This is a genomic window from Enterococcus sp. HY326, from assembly GCF_026157065.1.
In the GTDB taxonomy this organism is placed as follows: domain Bacteria; phylum Bacillota; class Bacilli; order Lactobacillales; family Enterococcaceae; genus HY326.
Genome location: NZ_JANLGQ010000015.1, coordinates 1 through 16,655, shown reverse-complemented (window position 1 = coordinate 16,655; position 16,655 = coordinate 1). Strand labels below are relative to the sequence as shown.

Genomic DNA, 16,655 nt, shown 5'->3' with positions numbered 1-16,655 from the left:
GATATGGATTTACAGAACAAAGTATCGAAACACACTGGAAAAAAGGCTATAGAGTTTCAGACGAAATAGACCCATTTAACAATATAAATTGAAAAAAGAACCTGTTTTGGGATTTTATCCCAAAGTAGGGCTCTTTTTATTTAGTTTATATAAATTTTACAATCTTATATAGATTACCCGCGGAGAAATTAATAAAGGTAAAACATTTTCTTTAGTGGGTGAATCAGGGTCAGGTAAAACAACTATAGGACGTGCTGTTGTGGGTTTGGACAGTGTGACCCATGGGGATATAATATTTGATAATAAAAAGATTAACCAAAAATTGTCCAAAGAATACATGGAAAGTAAAATTGGTGTTAGTATCAAATCTTAGACAGCTTTTCGTAGAGACAAGAATAAATTAAACTTATCTACGAGAGGATCAATTTTTATGACCCGATATGAAGAAAATTTTAAACAGATGATTGTTGAACTGAATCAAACTGGACGTTCTGTTCGAGGTTGGCGAAAGAATATGGCTTATCTGAAGCAACGATTTACAAATGGAAGAATTTATATTTACCTGATCAGTCCACAGGACTGACTGGAAAAGAAGTGGCTGAACTGAGAAAAGAAAATGCTCGTTTGAAAGAGGAACTTGAAACCTTAAAAAAAGCCGCAGCCATGTTCTCCAGGAAAACCTAAATTCGCTTGTTCAATTTATTGAAAAATGGCGTAAGGATTACACTGTTTCTTTTTTGTGTCGGTTATTAGAAATCTCTAGAAGTGTCTATTTTTTTCATAAGAACAAACCATTGACAGTTACAGAAATCAGAAATAATAATGTAAAGGGCCACAATAAAATATAGGAAAAAGGGCATTGAAAATGTAGGTTTTTGGCCTTTTACACTTAGGATTGAGTGGGGTCGAAATTTTAGATTCAATTCAAGGCTTACACGCTCACATACCATAGCAATAAAAATGATTGTTTCTTAAATTTGGAGGATTGGTTGAGTTCTTGAGATTCATCTGATAAAATGCTATAATTAGTTTGCAAATGAAAATCAAGTGTAACACTAAACCCCTAGAGAAGTCGGATTCTCTAGGGGTTTCTTTGTGGGCTAATGTCGCCTTAAGGCAGTTTTACTTCTTGTTTTTGGTATTTAGCCAATACTCAAATAGGGCTACAAATAGTCCAACAAGAAGGGGGCAAATGAAAAATTCAATCAAGTGTAACACCTCCTTCCAGTCGCAAGACTGTCGGATAGGCGACGCTTTATTATATCTTAATCAATCATGCTTCTCTATAGTAAATAATCGAGCTAACTAGATTTGAAGCTTTTTCGCTTTCTCTCGATATAAAGTGGCTACGCTGATGCCGGTTTTTTTAGAAACTTCTTTGGTCGTGTGCTTTTTCAATAACTCCATTGCTAACTCTAGCTGGTCTTTGCTGAATTTTTTTGGCCGGCCTTCTCTGAAATTTGGATTTAGCTTGGCAAGAGCTTTTCCTTCTTGTGTTCGCTCCACGATCATATCTCGTTCAAATTCTGCAAAAGCCAACATTTGTGTAAGTATTAATCGACCAGTTGGTGTGTTTTCGATGATTCCCATATTTAAAATATGAACTTTGACCCCATTTCTAAATAGTTCTTGAACAGTATTCAACCCCTGAATTGTTGACCGGGCAAATCTATCTAATTTGGTAACGATTAACGTATCACCTTCATGAATGTCTTCTAATAAATGCTGAAATTCTTTTCGATCAATTTTTGTTCCCGTATATTTTTCAGTATAAATTTTGTCGCAGCCCTGGTTGGTCAATGCAATAATTTGTGTTTCTAAATCTTGGCCCCAGGTACTTACACGAGCATAACCATAAATCATGAAAATCCGCCTACTTTCTACTCAATTTATGAGAGTAAGATATGATAGTCTGGTAATCCTTATTCTATCACAGTAAAAAAAAGCTATCAATACTTTTTAAGTTTTGATAGCTTTTTTGCATAACCATTTAATATACTTAGGATAATCGACATTATGTCTACTAACCGTTAAATAACGTTTTATAGTTCATTTTTCATTCTTTTTGAAGTATAAACTATAGGAAATTATTGCTAAGACCAAGAAAATTATAGCGCAAATAATTAGTGGGAAATAATAAGAATACATAAAGTAATACCATATACATGCAAGTAAACCGAGTAATATTGACATAGTTAAATAAATAGTAGCTGAGATAACTAGCATAGATAAACTACCTCCTTCCAGCATTTATCGTTATAACTACCCTTGAATCAATTATACAGCAATATGTGTAAGAGTTTCCATTTTCACTTGGCATAAGGAACGTTATGTCTACTAACTCAGGGTTTAGCAGACTCGGATTGTACACTCAAGAATTGTCTTATAAAGTTAGAATGGTCGATTCATAGAAATGTGGTCCATGATATACTTAATGAATAATGAGGTGGCTATTTAATAATTCAAAAGAAAATAGAAAAAAATCAAGTAGAGTATTTAATAAAAAATGATGAGTTCGTTAACTTAGAAAAGCTTATTTTAGAAAGTTCGTATCTGCCAGGAAGAATGGCAAATTTAAAAACGATTTCTAGTGTAGCGGATGTTTTTGAAGAAACCTACCCATTTTCTTAATTATGGTACAAAAAATTAGAAGACTGGCTACATCTAAATGTTGACGGAAATAGTCCTAAAACTGAACTTGTCTTAACAGCATTGAACTCTCTAGGTGGTATTTATGAAAAGTGCACCCATGATAAAAAGGTACTGATAGAAGAAAATTTAGTCGAGTCTCTAAATGATCAACGTTGGCGTGTTCGCGAAATAGTTACAGAGGGTAATAAGAGAATTGGAGAGGCATCCTATACTTCATTGATTAGGATTTTTAAGTCGCTTTTAACCGAAGAAGCCACCCCTTAGAGATAAGAGGAGTATTAGCAACCGTGTCACGTCCGGAATTGCTTATTTCAAAAGAACAACTGACTTTTTCTGAGGAAGTAATGGAAAAAGCTTTCAATTATTATATCCACTTTGATGAGGTCAAATTTACTAAGGAGGATAAAACAATTTTAAAAAAAGGGTTATGCTTTGCTCCAAGTGTTATTGTTAGTAAAAATCCACAAATCGGTTTTTCTTTTTTTGAAAAGCTACTTGAAAACAATGCTAGCAAAGATATAAAGACTATCGTAAAAGAGAACCTAAAAAAGAAAAGATTGGAGAAATCTTTTCCTGATGAAGTAAACAAATTATTGCTACTAATGAAGTTATAACAGCTCAGTTAACATAGAATTTCACTCTAAAAAAAGTTCTCAAAATTATAAACTATTAGGATTTTTCTGCTATTTATTTTTGGCTTTATACATTTGTCATCCGTTTGTTCGAATCCACTAAAGACGGATTTCATATACTCAAATAGAATATAAAAGTCTCCGCAATACAAAATTTGTGGGGACTAATTTTTTGGTCTACACTATTACAGAAACAATCATAAATTTAACTTGAGCCTGAATATACAAAATTTTTTAATTCCTTGCTTTAAATTATTAATTCTCAGATCTCTAGTAATCTGATTAGATTAAAAATCATAATTGAAATTTCTTTCTAAACTTAAGTGGGGATAAATTATATTGCAATCTAAATTGTTCGACAAAATAACTCATTGTACCGAAGCCACATTTTTCGCTAATTTGTGAGATAGACTCATTTGAAGTGATAATGAGTTCTTGTGCAATTTGTAATCGATAAGCAGTAACGTATTGTATTGGCGACATTCGAGTATATTTTTGAAAAAGACTATTGCAATAGGTTTTACTAATATGTGCATAGTCGGTTAAATCCTTAATCATTATTTTTTGAGTATAATTTTGATGGGTATACGACAAAAGTTTATTTAAGATGGAGAACTCCTCTGGTTTTATTGAGGCGTGATCACCATCAAAATGTAAAACAACCTCTTCAAGAATTAGATTGATTAGATTGATAATTTGAAAATAATTAGTCGAACTTGTCTCCTTTACGGAATCAGTCTCGCTAGTTGGAATATCATTTAAAATGATATTAAAATACTTTGAAAATGTGCCTACCATTGGTAGCGAATAATAAGAAAAATTTGGATTAGCTAAAATGGGCCCGATGTACTCTTCAATAATCTTAGGATTCAGGAAATCTAAATTAAAGTTGATACACAAGGTTTTGGCATTTCCTTTTGGAGAAGAAGAGCTGTGGAAGACATTGCCATTGATAAATAGGATATCTTTATTAGTAATCACTACTGATTCCCCATCGATTAAAAATTCTAAACTTCCCTCAAATACCCAACTGATTTGTAGTTCCCTATGCCAGTGTAACGGCATAAAATCATGCCGTTCGTAATCATATTCTATAATATAAGGAATAATTGAAAAACCAACAGACTGATACAATAAGTGTTCCTCTAAAGAATCATCCATATTAATTGGTAAATTTCTATCCATAACAACCATCCTCTATAATTATAATGACGATATTTAATTGTTTTGTTTCATTTTTGAATTATACCATATTTTGTGAAACGTTGGTAAATCAATAGTCTTGTGTGGGGTGTTCTTTTGACAATCAAACTACTTGTGGTCGATAACGATAAAAACGAGGAGTATTCTTATAGAACTTTTGCTAAAAAAAAGATATATTGAAAACGCAAACAATAACAAAACAAAATTCAAACAGAGAATTGTAGGAGGAGTTATCATGAACACTAAGCTGTTAGAAGAATTGACTGGCTGGAGACATTACCTGCATGAGCATCCAGAAACTGCCTTTGAAGAGGTGAACACTTCGAAATTTGTGGCAGAAAAAATGCGGGAAATGGGTTATGATGTTCATACACAAATTGGAAAAACTGGGGTAGTAGCAAGCCTGACTAATGGTGATAGTCCAAAAACTATTGGCATTCGCGCGGACATGGATGCTTTAAATATTTTGGAAAAAACAAAATTACCCTATGCGTCTCTCAACGAAGGCAAGATGCATGCATGTGGTCATGATGGTCATGTGGTCACGGCATTAGGAGCCGCAAAATTATTGGCAGAGAGTAAAGATTTTAATGGCACGGTTCGTTTTATCTTTCAGCCTGCAGAAGAGCATGGTAAAGGAGCATTAGCTATGTTGGAAGATGGGTTGTTTGAGCGTTTTCCGATTGATGAGTTTTATGGACTACACAATATGCCGGCCTTGCCTGAAGGAGAAATCCATTCTAAAGTTGGACCCATCATGGCCAGTGAAGATAATTTTCAAATAAAAATTAAAGGTATTGGTGGCCATGCCTCTGCTCCTAATCAAGGAAAAGATCCGTTAGTAGTAGCTGCGGAAATTATTTTGGCTTTACAGACAGTTGTTTCAAGAAATGTTGACCCCGTCGATACCGCAGTAGTTTCTTGTACAGAGATTCATACCGATGGAATTATAAACGCCATTCCATCAAATGTAGTGATTACCGGTGACACACGGAGCTACAAAGCAGAGGTTCAACAATTGCTAGAACATCGTATGCGTTTAATCAGTGAAAAAATTTGTGAAGCAAATGAAGTTGAGTGTGATTTTAGTTATACGAATTCTTTTAGTCCCACGAACAATTGGGAACAGTGCCATGAAATAGCTGTGCAGGCAGCCAAAAATGTAGTTGGTGAAGAAAAGGTGAATGATCATGCCAATCCTATTATGGCTTCAGAAGATTTTGGTCACTTTCTCGATATCATTCCGGGCTGCTTTGTTTTTCTTGGTGGAAATAGAGAAGGTGTAGAGTCGTATCCATTGCATCATGCAAAATTTGATTATAAAGATGAAAACCTCTTAGAAGGTGCTGAATTTTTTGCGGAGATTGTTCGACTAAGATTAACTTAATTAAATCTAAGGAGGGATTTTTGTGGCTATTTCAGGAAGAACAAAAGGCGTTGCGTTAGCGGCAACTGGCGCAACTCTCTGGGGAATAAATGGCGCTTTTGCAGATGTTGTTTTTTCTAAGTACAATGCACCTGTTGAATGGGTTGTGGGGACACGCCTATTGATTGCCGGAATTTTGATTTTACTCTATGCAAAATTAATTCTAAAACAAGATGTTTTTTCAATATTCAAGTCTAAAAAAGATACAGGAATGCTCTTTCTCTTCGGTTTGATTGGCATGATTGGATGCCAATATCTCTTTTTCTTATCTATTGGAACGAATGGTGCAGGATTAGCAACAATCCTCCAATTTACATCTCCAATCTTTATCTATTTATACCTAGTAATAAAAAAGGAAAAGAGCGTTTTTGTTAAAGAAGTATTCTATATCATGACAACTTTCTTGGGGGTATTTTTGATTGTTACAAGAGGCAATTTTAGTCAATTAAGTGTCAGCCCGATTGGTTTAATAATCGGTGTTGGATCAGCAGTAGGTGTGGCCTTTTATACCCTACAACCGAGAAGACTTTTGAAAGCATATGGTGCACCTATTATAACAGGTTGGGGAATGCTAATTGGTGGCGGAGCATTTCAATTTATTCATCCAATTTGGCGGCCAGGCTTTGCGGTAGATTTCAATGTTGTTTTATATATGGCATTCATTATAGTTGTGGGAACAGCGATTGCATTTAGCTGTTATCTAGGAAGCGTCAACTTCATAGAAGCTTCATTGTCGAATATTTTAGCAGCAATGGAGCCATTAGTTGCCAATATTCTAACACCACTATTATTGGGACAATCTTGGACTTTAGTTCAGATAGCTGGGATTCTTTTAGTATTAATTTCTGTCATTCTTTTTGCTAATTATGGAGAGAAAATTAGAAAGAAAAATACGTCGATAATAGTAGATAGTTAATTGTTTAAGTTGATTCAGTAGTAAAAGAAAACGAAAATTCATTGATATTTAAAAATTTAGGAGGCTATTATGATTAAAAAAATTGAAACAAGTAACGCACCAGCAGCGATTGGGCCATATTCTCAAGCTATCTTAGCAGACAACACTTTGTATATTTCAGGTCAGCTACCAATTGACCCGAAAACTGGAGAATTTGCAGGAAATGATATAATCGCGCAGACTACCCAATCCTTGGAAAATATAAAAGCAATCCTTGAAGAAGCAGGCACTAGTTTAACAAATGTTGCAAAAACCACTGTTTTACTCAATAGTATTCAAGATTTTGCTGCTATGAATGAGGTCTATGGACAATACTTCACTGGGACTTGTCCTGCACGAGCAGCCTATGAGGTTGCCTCATTACCGAAGGGTGCTTTAGTCGAAATTGAAGCGATTGCTATTATTAAATGAGTGATATGAAGGAGAAAAATAATGCCTAAAGAGATAGATGCCATCCATTATGAAAGAAAAAGGAACTCAATCAAAACAGATGTTACTCGTTTTGGTATTACTGAAACTAAGAAAATTTTGGGCTTTCACAAAAGCTTTCCAGAATACCAAGAGACTCCATTAGTTAACTTAAAAAATTTGGCAGAATATTTAGGTGTTAAAAGTATTCATGTGAAAGATGAAAGTCCACGATTTACTTTAAATGCGTTTAAAGTCCTCGGCGGAAGCTATTGCGTAGGTTCAGTGATAGCAGATAAATTAAGTTTAGACATTAGTGAGCTGACCCATGAAAAAATTACTAGTGATGAAGTTAAGCCGCAATTAGCAGAGATTACCTTTGTGACTGCCACTGATGGCAATCATGGTCGTGGAATTGCTTGGGCTGTGAATTATTTTGGGTCAAAAAGTGTTGTTTATATGCCTGAAGGTAGTTCAGAGGAGCGTTTAAGAAATATTCAAGCATTGGGAGCAGATGCCAGCATTCTAAATCTTAATTATGATGATACCGTTCGTTTTGCGAATAAAATGGCTGAAGAAAATAATTGGATTTTGGTTCAAGATACAGCTTGGGATGGGTATGAAGAAATACCCACACGTATTATGCAGGGATATACTACCATGGCCAATGAAATTATTCATCAGCTTGATGGAGCTAAACCCACTCACATTTTCTTGCAGGCAGGAGTAGGGGCTATGGCGGGTGCAATCACAGCATTTTTTGTGGATTACTATTCTGAAGAGGAACAACCAATCATTGTCATTGCTGAACCAGAAAAAGCCAATTGTCTTTTCAAGACAGCCAAAGAAAATGATGGCAAACTGTACAAAGTCACTGGGAACATGGACACTATTATGGCCGGGTTGGCCTGTGGTGAACCCTGTACCATCGGCTGGGACATTTTAAGAGAATATGTTGACGATTTTGTCTCAATGCCAGATAAAATTGCCGCTAAAGGGATGAGAGTTTTAGGCAATCCGCTAGCTGATGATAAAAAAATCATCTCAGGTGAAAGTGGGGCAGCAACACTGGGCCTTGTTGCTGAAGCCCTAGAAAATAATGATTTGAACTGGCTGAAGGAACAATTACACCTTAACCAAGATTCCCAAATTTTGTGTCTGTCTACTGAAGGAGATACGGATAAAGAAAATTACCGTAGAATTGTTTGGGATGGTTTGTATCCGAGTTTTTAATTAGGAACCAAGGTAGAAAAATTTGACCGACTAGTCAGAGAGTGAAAATTAAGTATGGTCAATCAGTGGGTAGGATCTTATAATAATTGTTGAAATTGGAATAAACATTTGTGACATTGTGGTCTGGGGACTAACTCATAACAAGAGTTTAAGGGCTTTGATAAAAAAATTACTATGAAATTAAGTTCTCTTTTCTTAAGAAGTTTATTTTATAAATTAAACAAAAGATCAATCTGTTGGTACATTTCAATGGATTGATCTTTTGTTATATTCAGTCCACTAACGACGGATTTTACCTACTAAGATAAAAATAGAGTTTCTATCACTACCAATTAAAATCAGTTGGTGGTGATTTTTTAATTCAAGCAAGTATTTTGTAAAATTAGGGCATACCCTATTTTTACTTTTGGCGGTATTGATATATCGCCTTTTTTCGTATAAATTTTAAGTGTAAAATAAATAAATTTAAAACGAGGTGAAATAGATGGCAAAAATCGGATATGTTCGAGTTTCTAGTAAAGACCAAAAATATGACCGACAGTATGAAAAATTAAAAGCTGAAGAAGTCGAAATGATTTTTGAAGATAAACTTTCTGGAAAAGATACGAACGGCCAAAATTTCAAGAACTGCTGGACTATATTAGAAAAGGGGATATAGTTGTGGTTTCTGAATTAGACAGATTGGGTAGAAACAATAAAGAACTGACTGAAACGATGGACACCTTAAAAAGAAAAGGAGTGACGATTGAGATTTTGAATTTGCCTTCGTTTCGTGATATTCAGGATGAAAATTTGCGGCAGCTGCTAAATAATTTGATTTTAGAACTTTATAAATACCAAGCGGAAAGTGAACGTCGATCAATACGAAAGAGGCAACACCAGGGCGTACAAATAGCAAAACAAAAAAGGGATTTATAAAGGACGGCCAGTTAGTTACTCAAACGATGCTAAGAATCCACAGAAGAAATTGACTTATGCGAAAATCATAAAAATGCTGGATGCCGGCAAGCCAATTAAAATGATTGCTGAAGAGACTGGAGTATCAAGACCAACTATCTATAAAATTAAAAGGAAGTATTGTAGTAAACGTTATAGAAATTCCTGTAATAAGAAGGCAGAAAATTATTTGTCTTTTCCAAAGACAAGCGGCCCGTCAATCCACCGCCTGCATGAAGCCACGTCTTTTTAGAAAAAATTGAAGACCCATTTTTCCCCAAAAAAAATGGATAGTAATTAGTGATACTCTTTGTATTCTAAGTCCTCCATTTTTTGAGGAAATTGATTTTTGTTGAAAAGAATTATTTGGTATAATAAATTTGCTAACAAAAACTGAATCGTGAACGGTGGCTATCCTATCGAAAGTGAGGTGGTTCGTATGACCAACGCACTGCCAAATTCTGTAGAAAGGAGACGCCTTGTGTCAGCTTTAGAGACAATTCAATTATTATTGGCCTTTGGTATGTTTACCATTGCCTTAATTAAATTGATTGTGGACTTGCTAAAAAAAGACCAAAAAAAAATAATCGTTCATGGCCTGGTAAGCTTCACGATTATTTTTAAAAATATTTAAGCCACCAAGTTTAAAATTCAAGTTGGTTAGCAACTAAGGGGCATATTCTAGTATGCCTCTTTTTCATGTTTATAATATCATAGTTTGTATTTTTTTTCAAAAGGAAGTACATGCATTTGATTTCTGAAAAATTAGACAAAAACAATTTACTAATCTTTTATTAAGATTAAATAAAAAATCTCATTATTCGTGTTTTAGAGTGAATTCAGTATGAGTTGTGCTAGATTAGAATTAAGGAGAGCAAATCTAATGCAGAAAGGAAGGCAAAATTTGAAAATTATCAATATTAAAGTCGTCCCTCGGGATGACCTGAAAAAGTATTTTTCGATACTTATTTCGGTGAACAGCTAATTTCTAGTGTCTTTATTGATTATAACTCAACATACTCAACTCCAGAAGTGTAGTTGAAGGACACAAACGGCATTTAAAGCATAGAATTTTCTATGCTTTTTCTGTTCACTTTTTTTGAAAGGTTGTGGCAAAATAAAAAAACGAACATATGTTTGTTTTTTGGGGTGTGAACCATGTTTGATTATAGCAAAGAACCTCACGGAGATTATGTTTGTATCGATTTAAAATCCTTTTATGCGAGCGTTGAAATGGTTGCTAGGGGCTTGAATCCCATGAAAACTAAGTTGGTTGTAATGTCTAGGGCCGCAAATACAGGTAGTGGTTTAATATTAGCTGCTTCGCCCAGGGCAAAAAAGGAATTAGGGATTTCTAACGTTAGTCGTGGGTCCTCACTCCCCCCCCCCCCCCCCGACGAACAGCTTTTAATCGTACCACCCCGCATGAATTTATATATCAAGAAAAATTTAGAAATCAATAATATTATCCGGAGGTTTGTAGCAGATGAAGATTTGCTGGAGTATTAAATCGATGAATCGTTTGCCTACTTAACCCCTTCCCTATCCTATTTCAAAATGTCGGCAAAGCAGCTGGCAAAGAAAACTCAGCATACTATCCATCAAGAAACAGGTTTACTGTCTACAGTTGGGCTTGGCGATAATCCTTTGCTAGCAAAATTCGGAATGGATATTGAGGCGAAACATACAGCGGATATGTTTTCGGAATGGCGGTATGAGGACGTTCCAAAAAAATTGTGGCCAATCTCTCCCCTTTCTGAATTTTGGGGAATTGGTCGAGGCTATGAAAAGCGGTTGAATGACCGTGGTATTTACTCAATGGGAGACCTGGCAGCTTACAATCCTTACTTTTTGAAACAAAGTTTAGGTATGTTAGCCGAACAAGTAGCTAGTCGCTTGCGAAAACACAATGTGCAAACAAAGTGTGTCCATTTAGGGATTGGGTACTCCCGAAATTCACCTGAAGGTGGCTTCTCACATCAACGGAAAATTGAGCCAACCAATCAGTCTAAACCACTAGTTTATCAAGTTCTGAGCCTTTTCAAAGAGTTTTACGTCGATGGTTGCTTTATCAGGAACATATCTGTCACGTATAGTTCTTTAGTGGACGCTAGAGCCTTTCAATTTTCGTTATTTGAAGAATCAGAACAACAGCTTACTGCATATGAATTAGATACAATCGTTGATTCTGTTAGAAAACGTTTCGGCTTCCCTTCCCTCGTCCATGCAAGCTCGCTACTGGAAGCAGGAACAGCAATTGACAGGGCTTCTCTAGTTGATGGTCATGCTGGAGGGAATGACGGATTACATCAAGGAGGTGCGAATAATGAGTATTGATGACGGTTTAGCAACAGAATTTTTTAGAACGTATGATGATAGAGGCTTGCTGAAGTATTTAGGATTTTACCTATCCGATCATACGGCTGCCCTTACGGAAGACCAGGGAGAACGTCGAAAAGTAGTGGAAGTGAAACCCCAATTAGAAGAAATTGAGATAAATGAAATTATTGAGCTGGCTTATTTGAAAGACTTATGTGTTTCAGTGCAAATGAATGAACGAAATGAAGCGAACCAGTTTCAAGAGGATGTTGTCGGTAAAATAATTGGTTGCGATGAATTGAATATTTTTATTGGAAAGACCCCTATTCCATCTGGACAAATCAGGCATATTGAAATCTTTAAAGGATAAAAAAAATACTGAAGGAGGATTTTTTATGGGAAAGTTAGATTTTTTTAAAATGGTGGAGGAATTATCACTTGATGAAACTGTTACTACATTGAGCGGCCACTCTCAACATGTCTGTTTGGATGATTATTGGTTGGAGGAAGATGAAAAATTTCGGTTCATAAATTTTTTGCAATCACGATACCCTGGTTATTTGTTTGAAATTGTGGGGGTCATGGGTGGCTTTGGAATTGACTTAATCGTTACTGACAGCGAGAAGAAAGCAGCTTACGATTCTATACCTAAAACAAAAACAGTCAGACAAGCTATGCAAGAAGCACAAAAGACTCAAGGAATGTTCATTCATCTTTTTTCTACTAGAAGTCTGGATGAAAAAATTACGGACAAAGAATATCAATCTCTTATTAACGCTCATAAAAAGTTGAGTGCCATCGTACAAGAAAATATATTTGAGGAATAAAAAAAGGCTACTATCCCACATCTTCTTCTAACTTTACTTGGAACTATTGTATTAGTATGGTATTGCAAAGCCTAACTTTTAATAAAAGTATTTTAAAACATTACTAATGAATGACTATTACATTACTTTATCTATTCAAGCTTACATATGAAAAACGCTTCAAATCGGAGGTGATTAAATGAAATTAAGTAATATTGAACTACTCGATATCCATAATCGTTCAGTGGTAGAAGTAATTAATCCTCTTACTGATATGGTTGAATTTTCATACAGCAAGCATACTTTAGAAATTTTACTTGCTTTTGCAGGAATTGACTTATCAGAGTTCATATTATCAATTAGTAACTATCAGAAGAAAGACCTTTTGCTTGATTGAATACATATAAAGACCATGTAATGTATTACATTATCAAAACATTACTATTAGTAATGCATTACAATACAATAGGGAATATTTCGAATTGTATTTGCAATCAACAAATGTCAAACACTTAATAGCAGATAATTGGAAAAATAGTATTACAATACTAATAGTAACATATTAGAAATGTATTAGCATTGTAATAAAAGGCTATTAGTAATATAAAACATTACTAATAGCCTTTTATCTATTTTTTTATATTATTAAAGTTTTCAATATTAATAGGATACTTAGAGTAGTCTTTAATATGTTCGTTCGCTTCTTCTTCATCAATTAATCCTAATTGCAAAAAATGCTGCCAGATAGCATTCTCCAAGAAATCAGAGAGGAAACCCTTCGTACCTGAGATTTTCTTGGTGTTTTTGCTATCACTATGAACCAAACTATCTAACTTTCTAGCTGTGTAATCACTAATTTTATAAGTTTTATTGACCGTTTCAATAACATCTTGGTCTTTTCTAAGACTGAATCCAAATTTACTTTCTTTATTACCAGTTGATTCTTTTTTTACATCTGGGCTTACGGCTTCAGAAATATCGGCCTCAGAAGACACGGGCTTTTTTTCAATATTAGTTTTGATTTCAGCCTCCGGAGGAGTAAGAGAATCTTCAGGAGTTTCAATATTTCCTAATTCGTCATCAAATGCACTTGGGAAATCTCCCGAAGCTTTTCGTTTTCGTGGCATTATTCTTCACCTTCACTTTCTTTTAAAAGGTTGTTAGGTATTACCATGGTTTTACCATTCTCGTCAAGCAGGCCGTATTCGTTCATTTCTTTGACTAGTCTGAAAAAGTATTGTGCAAACTCATTGTCTGGGTACCCCATGGTGATTGGCATTCCTCGACGAATTAATTTATCCGCAAACTTAATTGATCGAGGAATTTCAGTATCAAAATAACGATAGTTATTGCGGTTCGCATATTTCATCATAGAATTGATAACTTTTGCATGGACATTTGTATTATATACTTTATTAGCTAAAATACCGCCTATTCTTAGATTCGGATTGAATTCTTCCTTGAGTGTGTTCACCCTTGAAATTAGTTGAGTAACACCGTCAACACTACTAATATCAGGCTCAAAAGGAATAATGACAACGTCTGAAATAGTCAAAACTGAGGATGTCACCTGCTTTAATTCAGGTGGTGTATCAAAGAATATAAAGTCATAGTCTTGCTCAACGTCGTCAAAAGCTCCCTCTAGTGCATTGAAATAATTTGAACTAGGGTCAATCTTTTTATTCAATAATTTTTTTAAACCTTCAATACTGGAGATTTGGCTAATATTTTCTCGGAATTGTTTAATCAACGCTACAAACCAGCTTAAAATATTATCTCTAAATTCTTCCATTTTATCGAATTCTAGGTAGTTATTGTCTGCATTTGCCGGTAGTACATCAATTTGAGTGTCATAGGTAGAGACAATCGCCTCTTTAACAGTACCAGTGCCCATGAAAACGTCATAAATCGTGTTATCGTCTTTGTTGACTTTGACTTGAAATGATTTAGTAAGATTTCCTTGTGCATCTGAATCTACAACTAATATTTTAGACGATGGAAAAGATTTACGAATTGCACCAACTAAATTCAAAGTTATAAGGGTTTTTCCGACTCCGCCTTTATTTATTGCGACGCTAATTTTCATTGCCATATTTCTTTCCTCCTGCTAGAAATATATTAGTCATATACTACATTACTTTTAACATGACTAAAGTATGACTATTAGTATTCTTTTAACTTACTGTTAAGATACCATAAATTGTAGTTGCTAGCAACTACAAAAACTTGATTTATAGAAAAAGTTGTTCAACGATAATGTAATACAATACTAATAGTCATGTATTACATTACCATTAGTATTGTACTGTTCAAAAAGAAAAGGGTTTCTTGCAATTAAGTAATGCGTGTTTACAGACATTTACCTTTATTGTTGCGTCTAATTTTACTTGTATTCACGAAACACAAATGCTAAAATTATGACGATAACGAATTGTTACTAGTAACAACAGAGGAGTGTTCTATATGGAGGAAAATTCGAAGGAGTTCAGAAATGAATACAATCGCTATGTCTTGCGACTTCTCGTAAACGAATATTATGTGAGTAGACCGGAATTAGCTAAGGCGGCTGATTTATCACTGGGATACGTTAGAGAATTTGATAATGGGACACGAGACTTCGGGAATGCAGCGTTGGATCAATTTGAAGAAATTATCAACACAAAATTCGAACCTTTATTAATGCAGCATGACTATGAACTTTCTAAAGTCAAAGAAGCGCTCAAAAATGTAACTAACTCTGAAGAACTAGAAGCTTTTAAGTTGTCTTTACACGATATGATATAAAAATAAAAAATTTCAAATAAAAAAAAGACAAACTTTGAAAAGTGAATTGGCGTTCACCTTCAAGTTTTGTCAAACAGATGTCTTTTCTTTTTTCATTTGGTACTCTATTTCCAACAAATTTAGTTTACCAAAATTCAAAAAAAATTTCAATATGAAAAGGCTTATTTGAGTGCGCAACTATGCGGTTTTTGCTACTTTTTTAAGCATTTTAATATTTAGAGGACACTGTGTTATTTAGTGTCCTCTTTTTTGTACTCAAAATCGAAAGGTGGTGTTCATATGCAAATCCAAGAAGTCTATTCATTGTTCTTAAAACAAGGCATTCGTCAGTATAAATTCAAAAACAGCAAGATCAAACCGATTGACTACAAACCGGATGGAAAAAAAGGTGCTATATTCGGTTTCCGGTCAAAAGAGAAAATGGCCGCCGGCCGTGGAGTTGTCTTGACTTCAGAAGAAGCCATTTTAGATAACTTGGATGGTTTTACGCATTGGACACCGAACGTCTATAGTTTTGGGACCTATGCTGACAAAGAAAAAAGCATTGTCAAAGGCCATGCTGAAAACAATTTGAAACAAATCAACACGTTTTTAATCGACATCGATGTACCTGAAGGGGAAAGTCTCTCTGAAAGACAAATCATTGATTGCTGCATCAACTCAGATTTTGGTTTCTTACCAACGATGATTTTGAAATCCCCAGGGGGATACCAGATTTATTTTGTACTGGAGAATGCGTGGTATATCTCGAATAAAGACAACTATGGTTCCATTCGGATTGCAAAAAGAATATCAGAGAACCTGCGGATTTTTTTTGGGAAATCTCTGCCTGTCGATTTTTCATGCAACCATTTTGGTATTGCTAGAATCCCTCGGACAGACAACGTTGTGTTGTATCAACCACACTTTGTTTACCCTATGCAGCAATGGATTGACTGGTCTATGACATTTGCTCCGGCAAAACCTAAACGTAAAAATTCGGCCGGATTACGAGTTTTGAAAGGTAAATTAAGAGGACAAGTTGATGAACCATGGGTGAAAATCCTCCTTAACCGCAAAGAAATAAGTGGCACTAAAGGCGTGATTGGGCGCAACAATGCTTTATTTACGTTGGCTTTGGCCCACTATGCTTCAGGAATCAGCTATCAAGAGTGCTATGATTTTCTTGACGAGTTTAATAGTTTCCAGCTGGCAAGCCCTTTAAGCGAAAAAGAGTACACTCGAACCATCAAAAGTGCCTATTCAGGTAAGTATCAAGCTGCTAGCCGAGTAGTTATCCGCCGGCTAGTGACCAATTGGAC

17 protein-coding genes and 4 pseudogenes are annotated in these 16,655 nt (G+C 35.0%); 16 read left to right on the top strand and 5 right to left on the bottom strand.

What is annotated here, in order from left to right:
- Positions 1–187: 187 nt before the first annotated feature.
- Positions 188–352 (top strand): annotated as a pseudogene (locus ORH16_RS18555) (ATP-binding cassette domain-containing protein); the annotation flags it as partial.
- A 149-nt stretch (positions 353–501) separates the two neighbouring features.
- Positions 502–684, top strand: a complete 183-nt coding sequence (locus ORH16_RS18550; protein ID WP_265460249.1) for a transposase — start codon at positions 502–504, stop codon at positions 682–684.
- Between the two features lie 438 nt (positions 685–1,122).
- Here ORH16_RS18550 and ORH16_RS19040 read toward each other — a convergent pair whose 3' ends face one another.
- Both ORH16_RS19040 and ORH16_RS18545 read right to left on the bottom strand, forming a co-directional pair.
- Positions 1,123–1,218: a type I toxin-antitoxin system Fst family toxin gene (locus ORH16_RS19040; RefSeq protein WP_416207887.1), complete on the bottom strand. Its 96-nt coding sequence runs from the start codon at positions 1,216–1,218 to the stop codon at positions 1,123–1,125.
- A gap of 87 nt (positions 1,219–1,305) precedes the next feature.
- Positions 1,306–1,863, bottom strand: coding sequence for a recombinase family protein (locus ORH16_RS18545; protein WP_265460415.1), 558 nt, complete (start codon positions 1,861–1,863; stop codon positions 1,306–1,308).
- A 1,076-nt stretch (positions 1,864–2,939) separates the two neighbouring features.
- On the opposite strand from ORH16_RS18545, the gene ORH16_RS18540 reads away from it, so the two are divergent.
- Positions 2,940–3,266, top strand: coding sequence for a hypothetical protein (locus tag ORH16_RS18540; protein ID WP_265460413.1), 327 nt, complete (start codon positions 2,940–2,942; stop codon positions 3,264–3,266).
- Between the two features lie 312 nt (positions 3,267–3,578).
- Here the strand turns inward: ORH16_RS18540 and ORH16_RS18535 are convergent, their stop codons facing one another.
- The gene (locus tag ORH16_RS18535; RefSeq protein ID WP_265460412.1) at positions 3,579–4,469 is read right to left on the bottom strand and encodes an AraC family transcriptional regulator; all 891 of its coding nucleotides are present in this window, start codon (positions 4,467–4,469) and stop codon (positions 3,579–3,581) included.
- Positions 4,470–4,722: 253 nt separating this feature from the next.
- Between ORH16_RS18535 and ORH16_RS18530 the strand changes: the two genes are divergently transcribed.
- From ORH16_RS18530 to ORH16_RS18480, 11 genes and pseudogenes are all read left to right on the top strand, one after another.
- Positions 4,723–5,874 carry a M20 aminoacylase family protein gene (locus ORH16_RS18530; protein WP_265460411.1) on the top strand — a complete coding sequence of 384 codons (1,152 nt, stop codon included), beginning with the start codon at positions 4,723–4,725 and terminating at the stop codon, positions 5,872–5,874.
- A gap of 22 nt (positions 5,875–5,896) precedes the next feature.
- Positions 5,897–6,829 (top strand): DMT family transporter, encoded by a 933-nt coding sequence (locus tag ORH16_RS18525; protein ID WP_265460410.1) that lies wholly within the window; start codon positions 5,897–5,899, stop codon positions 6,827–6,829.
- A gap of 69 nt (positions 6,830–6,898) precedes the next feature.
- Complete coding sequence (locus tag ORH16_RS18520; RefSeq protein ID WP_265460408.1) at positions 6,899–7,279, top strand: RidA family protein; 381 nt, start codon at positions 6,899–6,901, stop codon at positions 7,277–7,279.
- A 21-nt stretch (positions 7,280–7,300) separates the two neighbouring features.
- Entirely contained in the window at positions 7,301–8,509 is a 1,209-nt protein-coding gene (gene dpaL / locus ORH16_RS18515) for a diaminopropionate ammonia-lyase (RefSeq protein ID WP_265460407.1), read from the top strand.
- Positions 8,510–8,993: 484 nt separating this feature from the next.
- Positions 8,994–9,427: pseudogene (locus ORH16_RS18510) on the top strand (recombinase family protein).
- A 49-nt stretch (positions 9,428–9,476) separates the two neighbouring features.
- Positions 9,477–9,698 (top strand): helix-turn-helix domain-containing protein, encoded by a 222-nt coding sequence (locus tag ORH16_RS18505; RefSeq protein ID WP_265460416.1) that lies wholly within the window; start codon positions 9,477–9,479, stop codon positions 9,696–9,698.
- Positions 9,699–9,884: 186 nt separating this feature from the next.
- A pseudogene (pepG1, locus tag ORH16_RS18500) lies at positions 9,885–10,028 on the top strand (type I toxin-antitoxin system toxin PepG1); the annotation flags it as partial.
- A gap of 575 nt (positions 10,029–10,603) precedes the next feature.
- A pseudogene (locus tag ORH16_RS18495) lies at positions 10,604–11,782 on the top strand (type VI secretion protein ImpB).
- Complete coding sequence (locus tag ORH16_RS18490; RefSeq protein WP_265460405.1) at positions 11,772–12,134, top strand: hypothetical protein; 363 nt, start codon at positions 11,772–11,774, stop codon at positions 12,132–12,134. Before ORH16_RS18495 ends, ORH16_RS18490 begins: the two are co-directional and overlap by 11 nt.
- 25 nt (positions 12,135–12,159) lie before the next feature.
- The gene (locus ORH16_RS18485; RefSeq protein WP_265460404.1) at positions 12,160–12,591 is read left to right on the top strand and encodes a hypothetical protein; all 432 of its coding nucleotides are present in this window, start codon (positions 12,160–12,162) and stop codon (positions 12,589–12,591) included.
- A gap of 178 nt (positions 12,592–12,769) precedes the next feature.
- Entirely contained in the window at positions 12,770–12,967 is a 198-nt protein-coding gene (locus ORH16_RS18480) for a hypothetical protein (RefSeq protein WP_265460403.1), read from the top strand.
- A 232-nt stretch (positions 12,968–13,199) separates the two neighbouring features.
- Here ORH16_RS18480 and ORH16_RS18475 read toward each other — a convergent pair whose 3' ends face one another.
- Complete coding sequence (locus ORH16_RS18475) at positions 13,200–13,697, bottom strand: hypothetical protein (protein WP_265460402.1); 498 nt, start codon at positions 13,695–13,697, stop codon at positions 13,200–13,202.
- Positions 13,697–14,662, bottom strand: a complete 966-nt coding sequence (locus ORH16_RS18470) for a ParA family protein (RefSeq protein ID WP_265460400.1) — start codon at positions 14,660–14,662, stop codon at positions 13,697–13,699. The genes ORH16_RS18475 and ORH16_RS18470 overlap by 1 nt, the downstream gene beginning before the upstream one ends.
- A gap of 371 nt (positions 14,663–15,033) precedes the next feature.
- Between ORH16_RS18470 and ORH16_RS18465 the strand changes: the two genes are divergently transcribed.
- Together ORH16_RS18465 and ORH16_RS18460 are read left to right on the top strand one after the other, a co-directional pair.
- Complete coding sequence (locus tag ORH16_RS18465; protein WP_265460398.1) at positions 15,034–15,354, top strand: XRE family transcriptional regulator; 321 nt, start codon at positions 15,034–15,036, stop codon at positions 15,352–15,354.
- A 279-nt stretch (positions 15,355–15,633) separates the two neighbouring features.
- Positions 15,634–16,655, top strand: a 1,022-nt coding sequence (locus ORH16_RS18460; RefSeq protein WP_265460397.1) for a primase C-terminal domain-containing protein, incomplete at its 3' end; no start/stop codon positions are given.

Coding starts and splice junctions, on each gene's coding strand:
- dpaL (WP_265460407.1), top strand. CDS start 7,301: ATGCCTAAAGAGATAGATGCCATCCATTATGAAAGAAAAAGGAACTCA.
- ORH16_RS18490 (WP_265460405.1), top strand. CDS start 11,772: ATGAGTATTGATGACGGTTTAGCAACAGAATTTTTTAGAACGTATGAT.
- ORH16_RS18465 (WP_265460398.1), top strand. CDS start 15,034: ATGGAGGAAAATTCGAAGGAGTTCAGAAATGAATACAATCGCTATGTC.
- ORH16_RS18480 (WP_265460403.1), top strand. CDS start 12,770: ATGAAATTAAGTAATATTGAACTACTCGATATCCATAATCGTTCAGTG.
- ORH16_RS18545 (WP_265460415.1), bottom strand. CDS start 1,863: ATGATTTATGGTTATGCTCGTGTAAGTACCTGGGGCCAAGATTTAGAA.
- ORH16_RS18470 (WP_265460400.1), bottom strand. CDS start 14,662: ATGGCAATGAAAATTAGCGTCGCAATAAATAAAGGCGGAGTCGGAAAA.
- ORH16_RS18485 (WP_265460404.1), top strand. CDS start 12,160: ATGGGAAAGTTAGATTTTTTTAAAATGGTGGAGGAATTATCACTTGAT.
- ORH16_RS18475 (WP_265460402.1), bottom strand. CDS start 13,697: ATGCCACGAAAACGAAAAGCTTCGGGAGATTTCCCAAGTGCATTTGAT.
- ORH16_RS18530 (WP_265460411.1), top strand. CDS start 4,723: ATGAACACTAAGCTGTTAGAAGAATTGACTGGCTGGAGACATTACCTG.
- ORH16_RS18535 (WP_265460412.1), bottom strand. CDS start 4,469: ATGGATAGAAATTTACCAATTAATATGGATGATTCTTTAGAGGAACAC.
- ORH16_RS18520 (WP_265460408.1), top strand. CDS start 6,899: ATGATTAAAAAAATTGAAACAAGTAACGCACCAGCAGCGATTGGGCCA.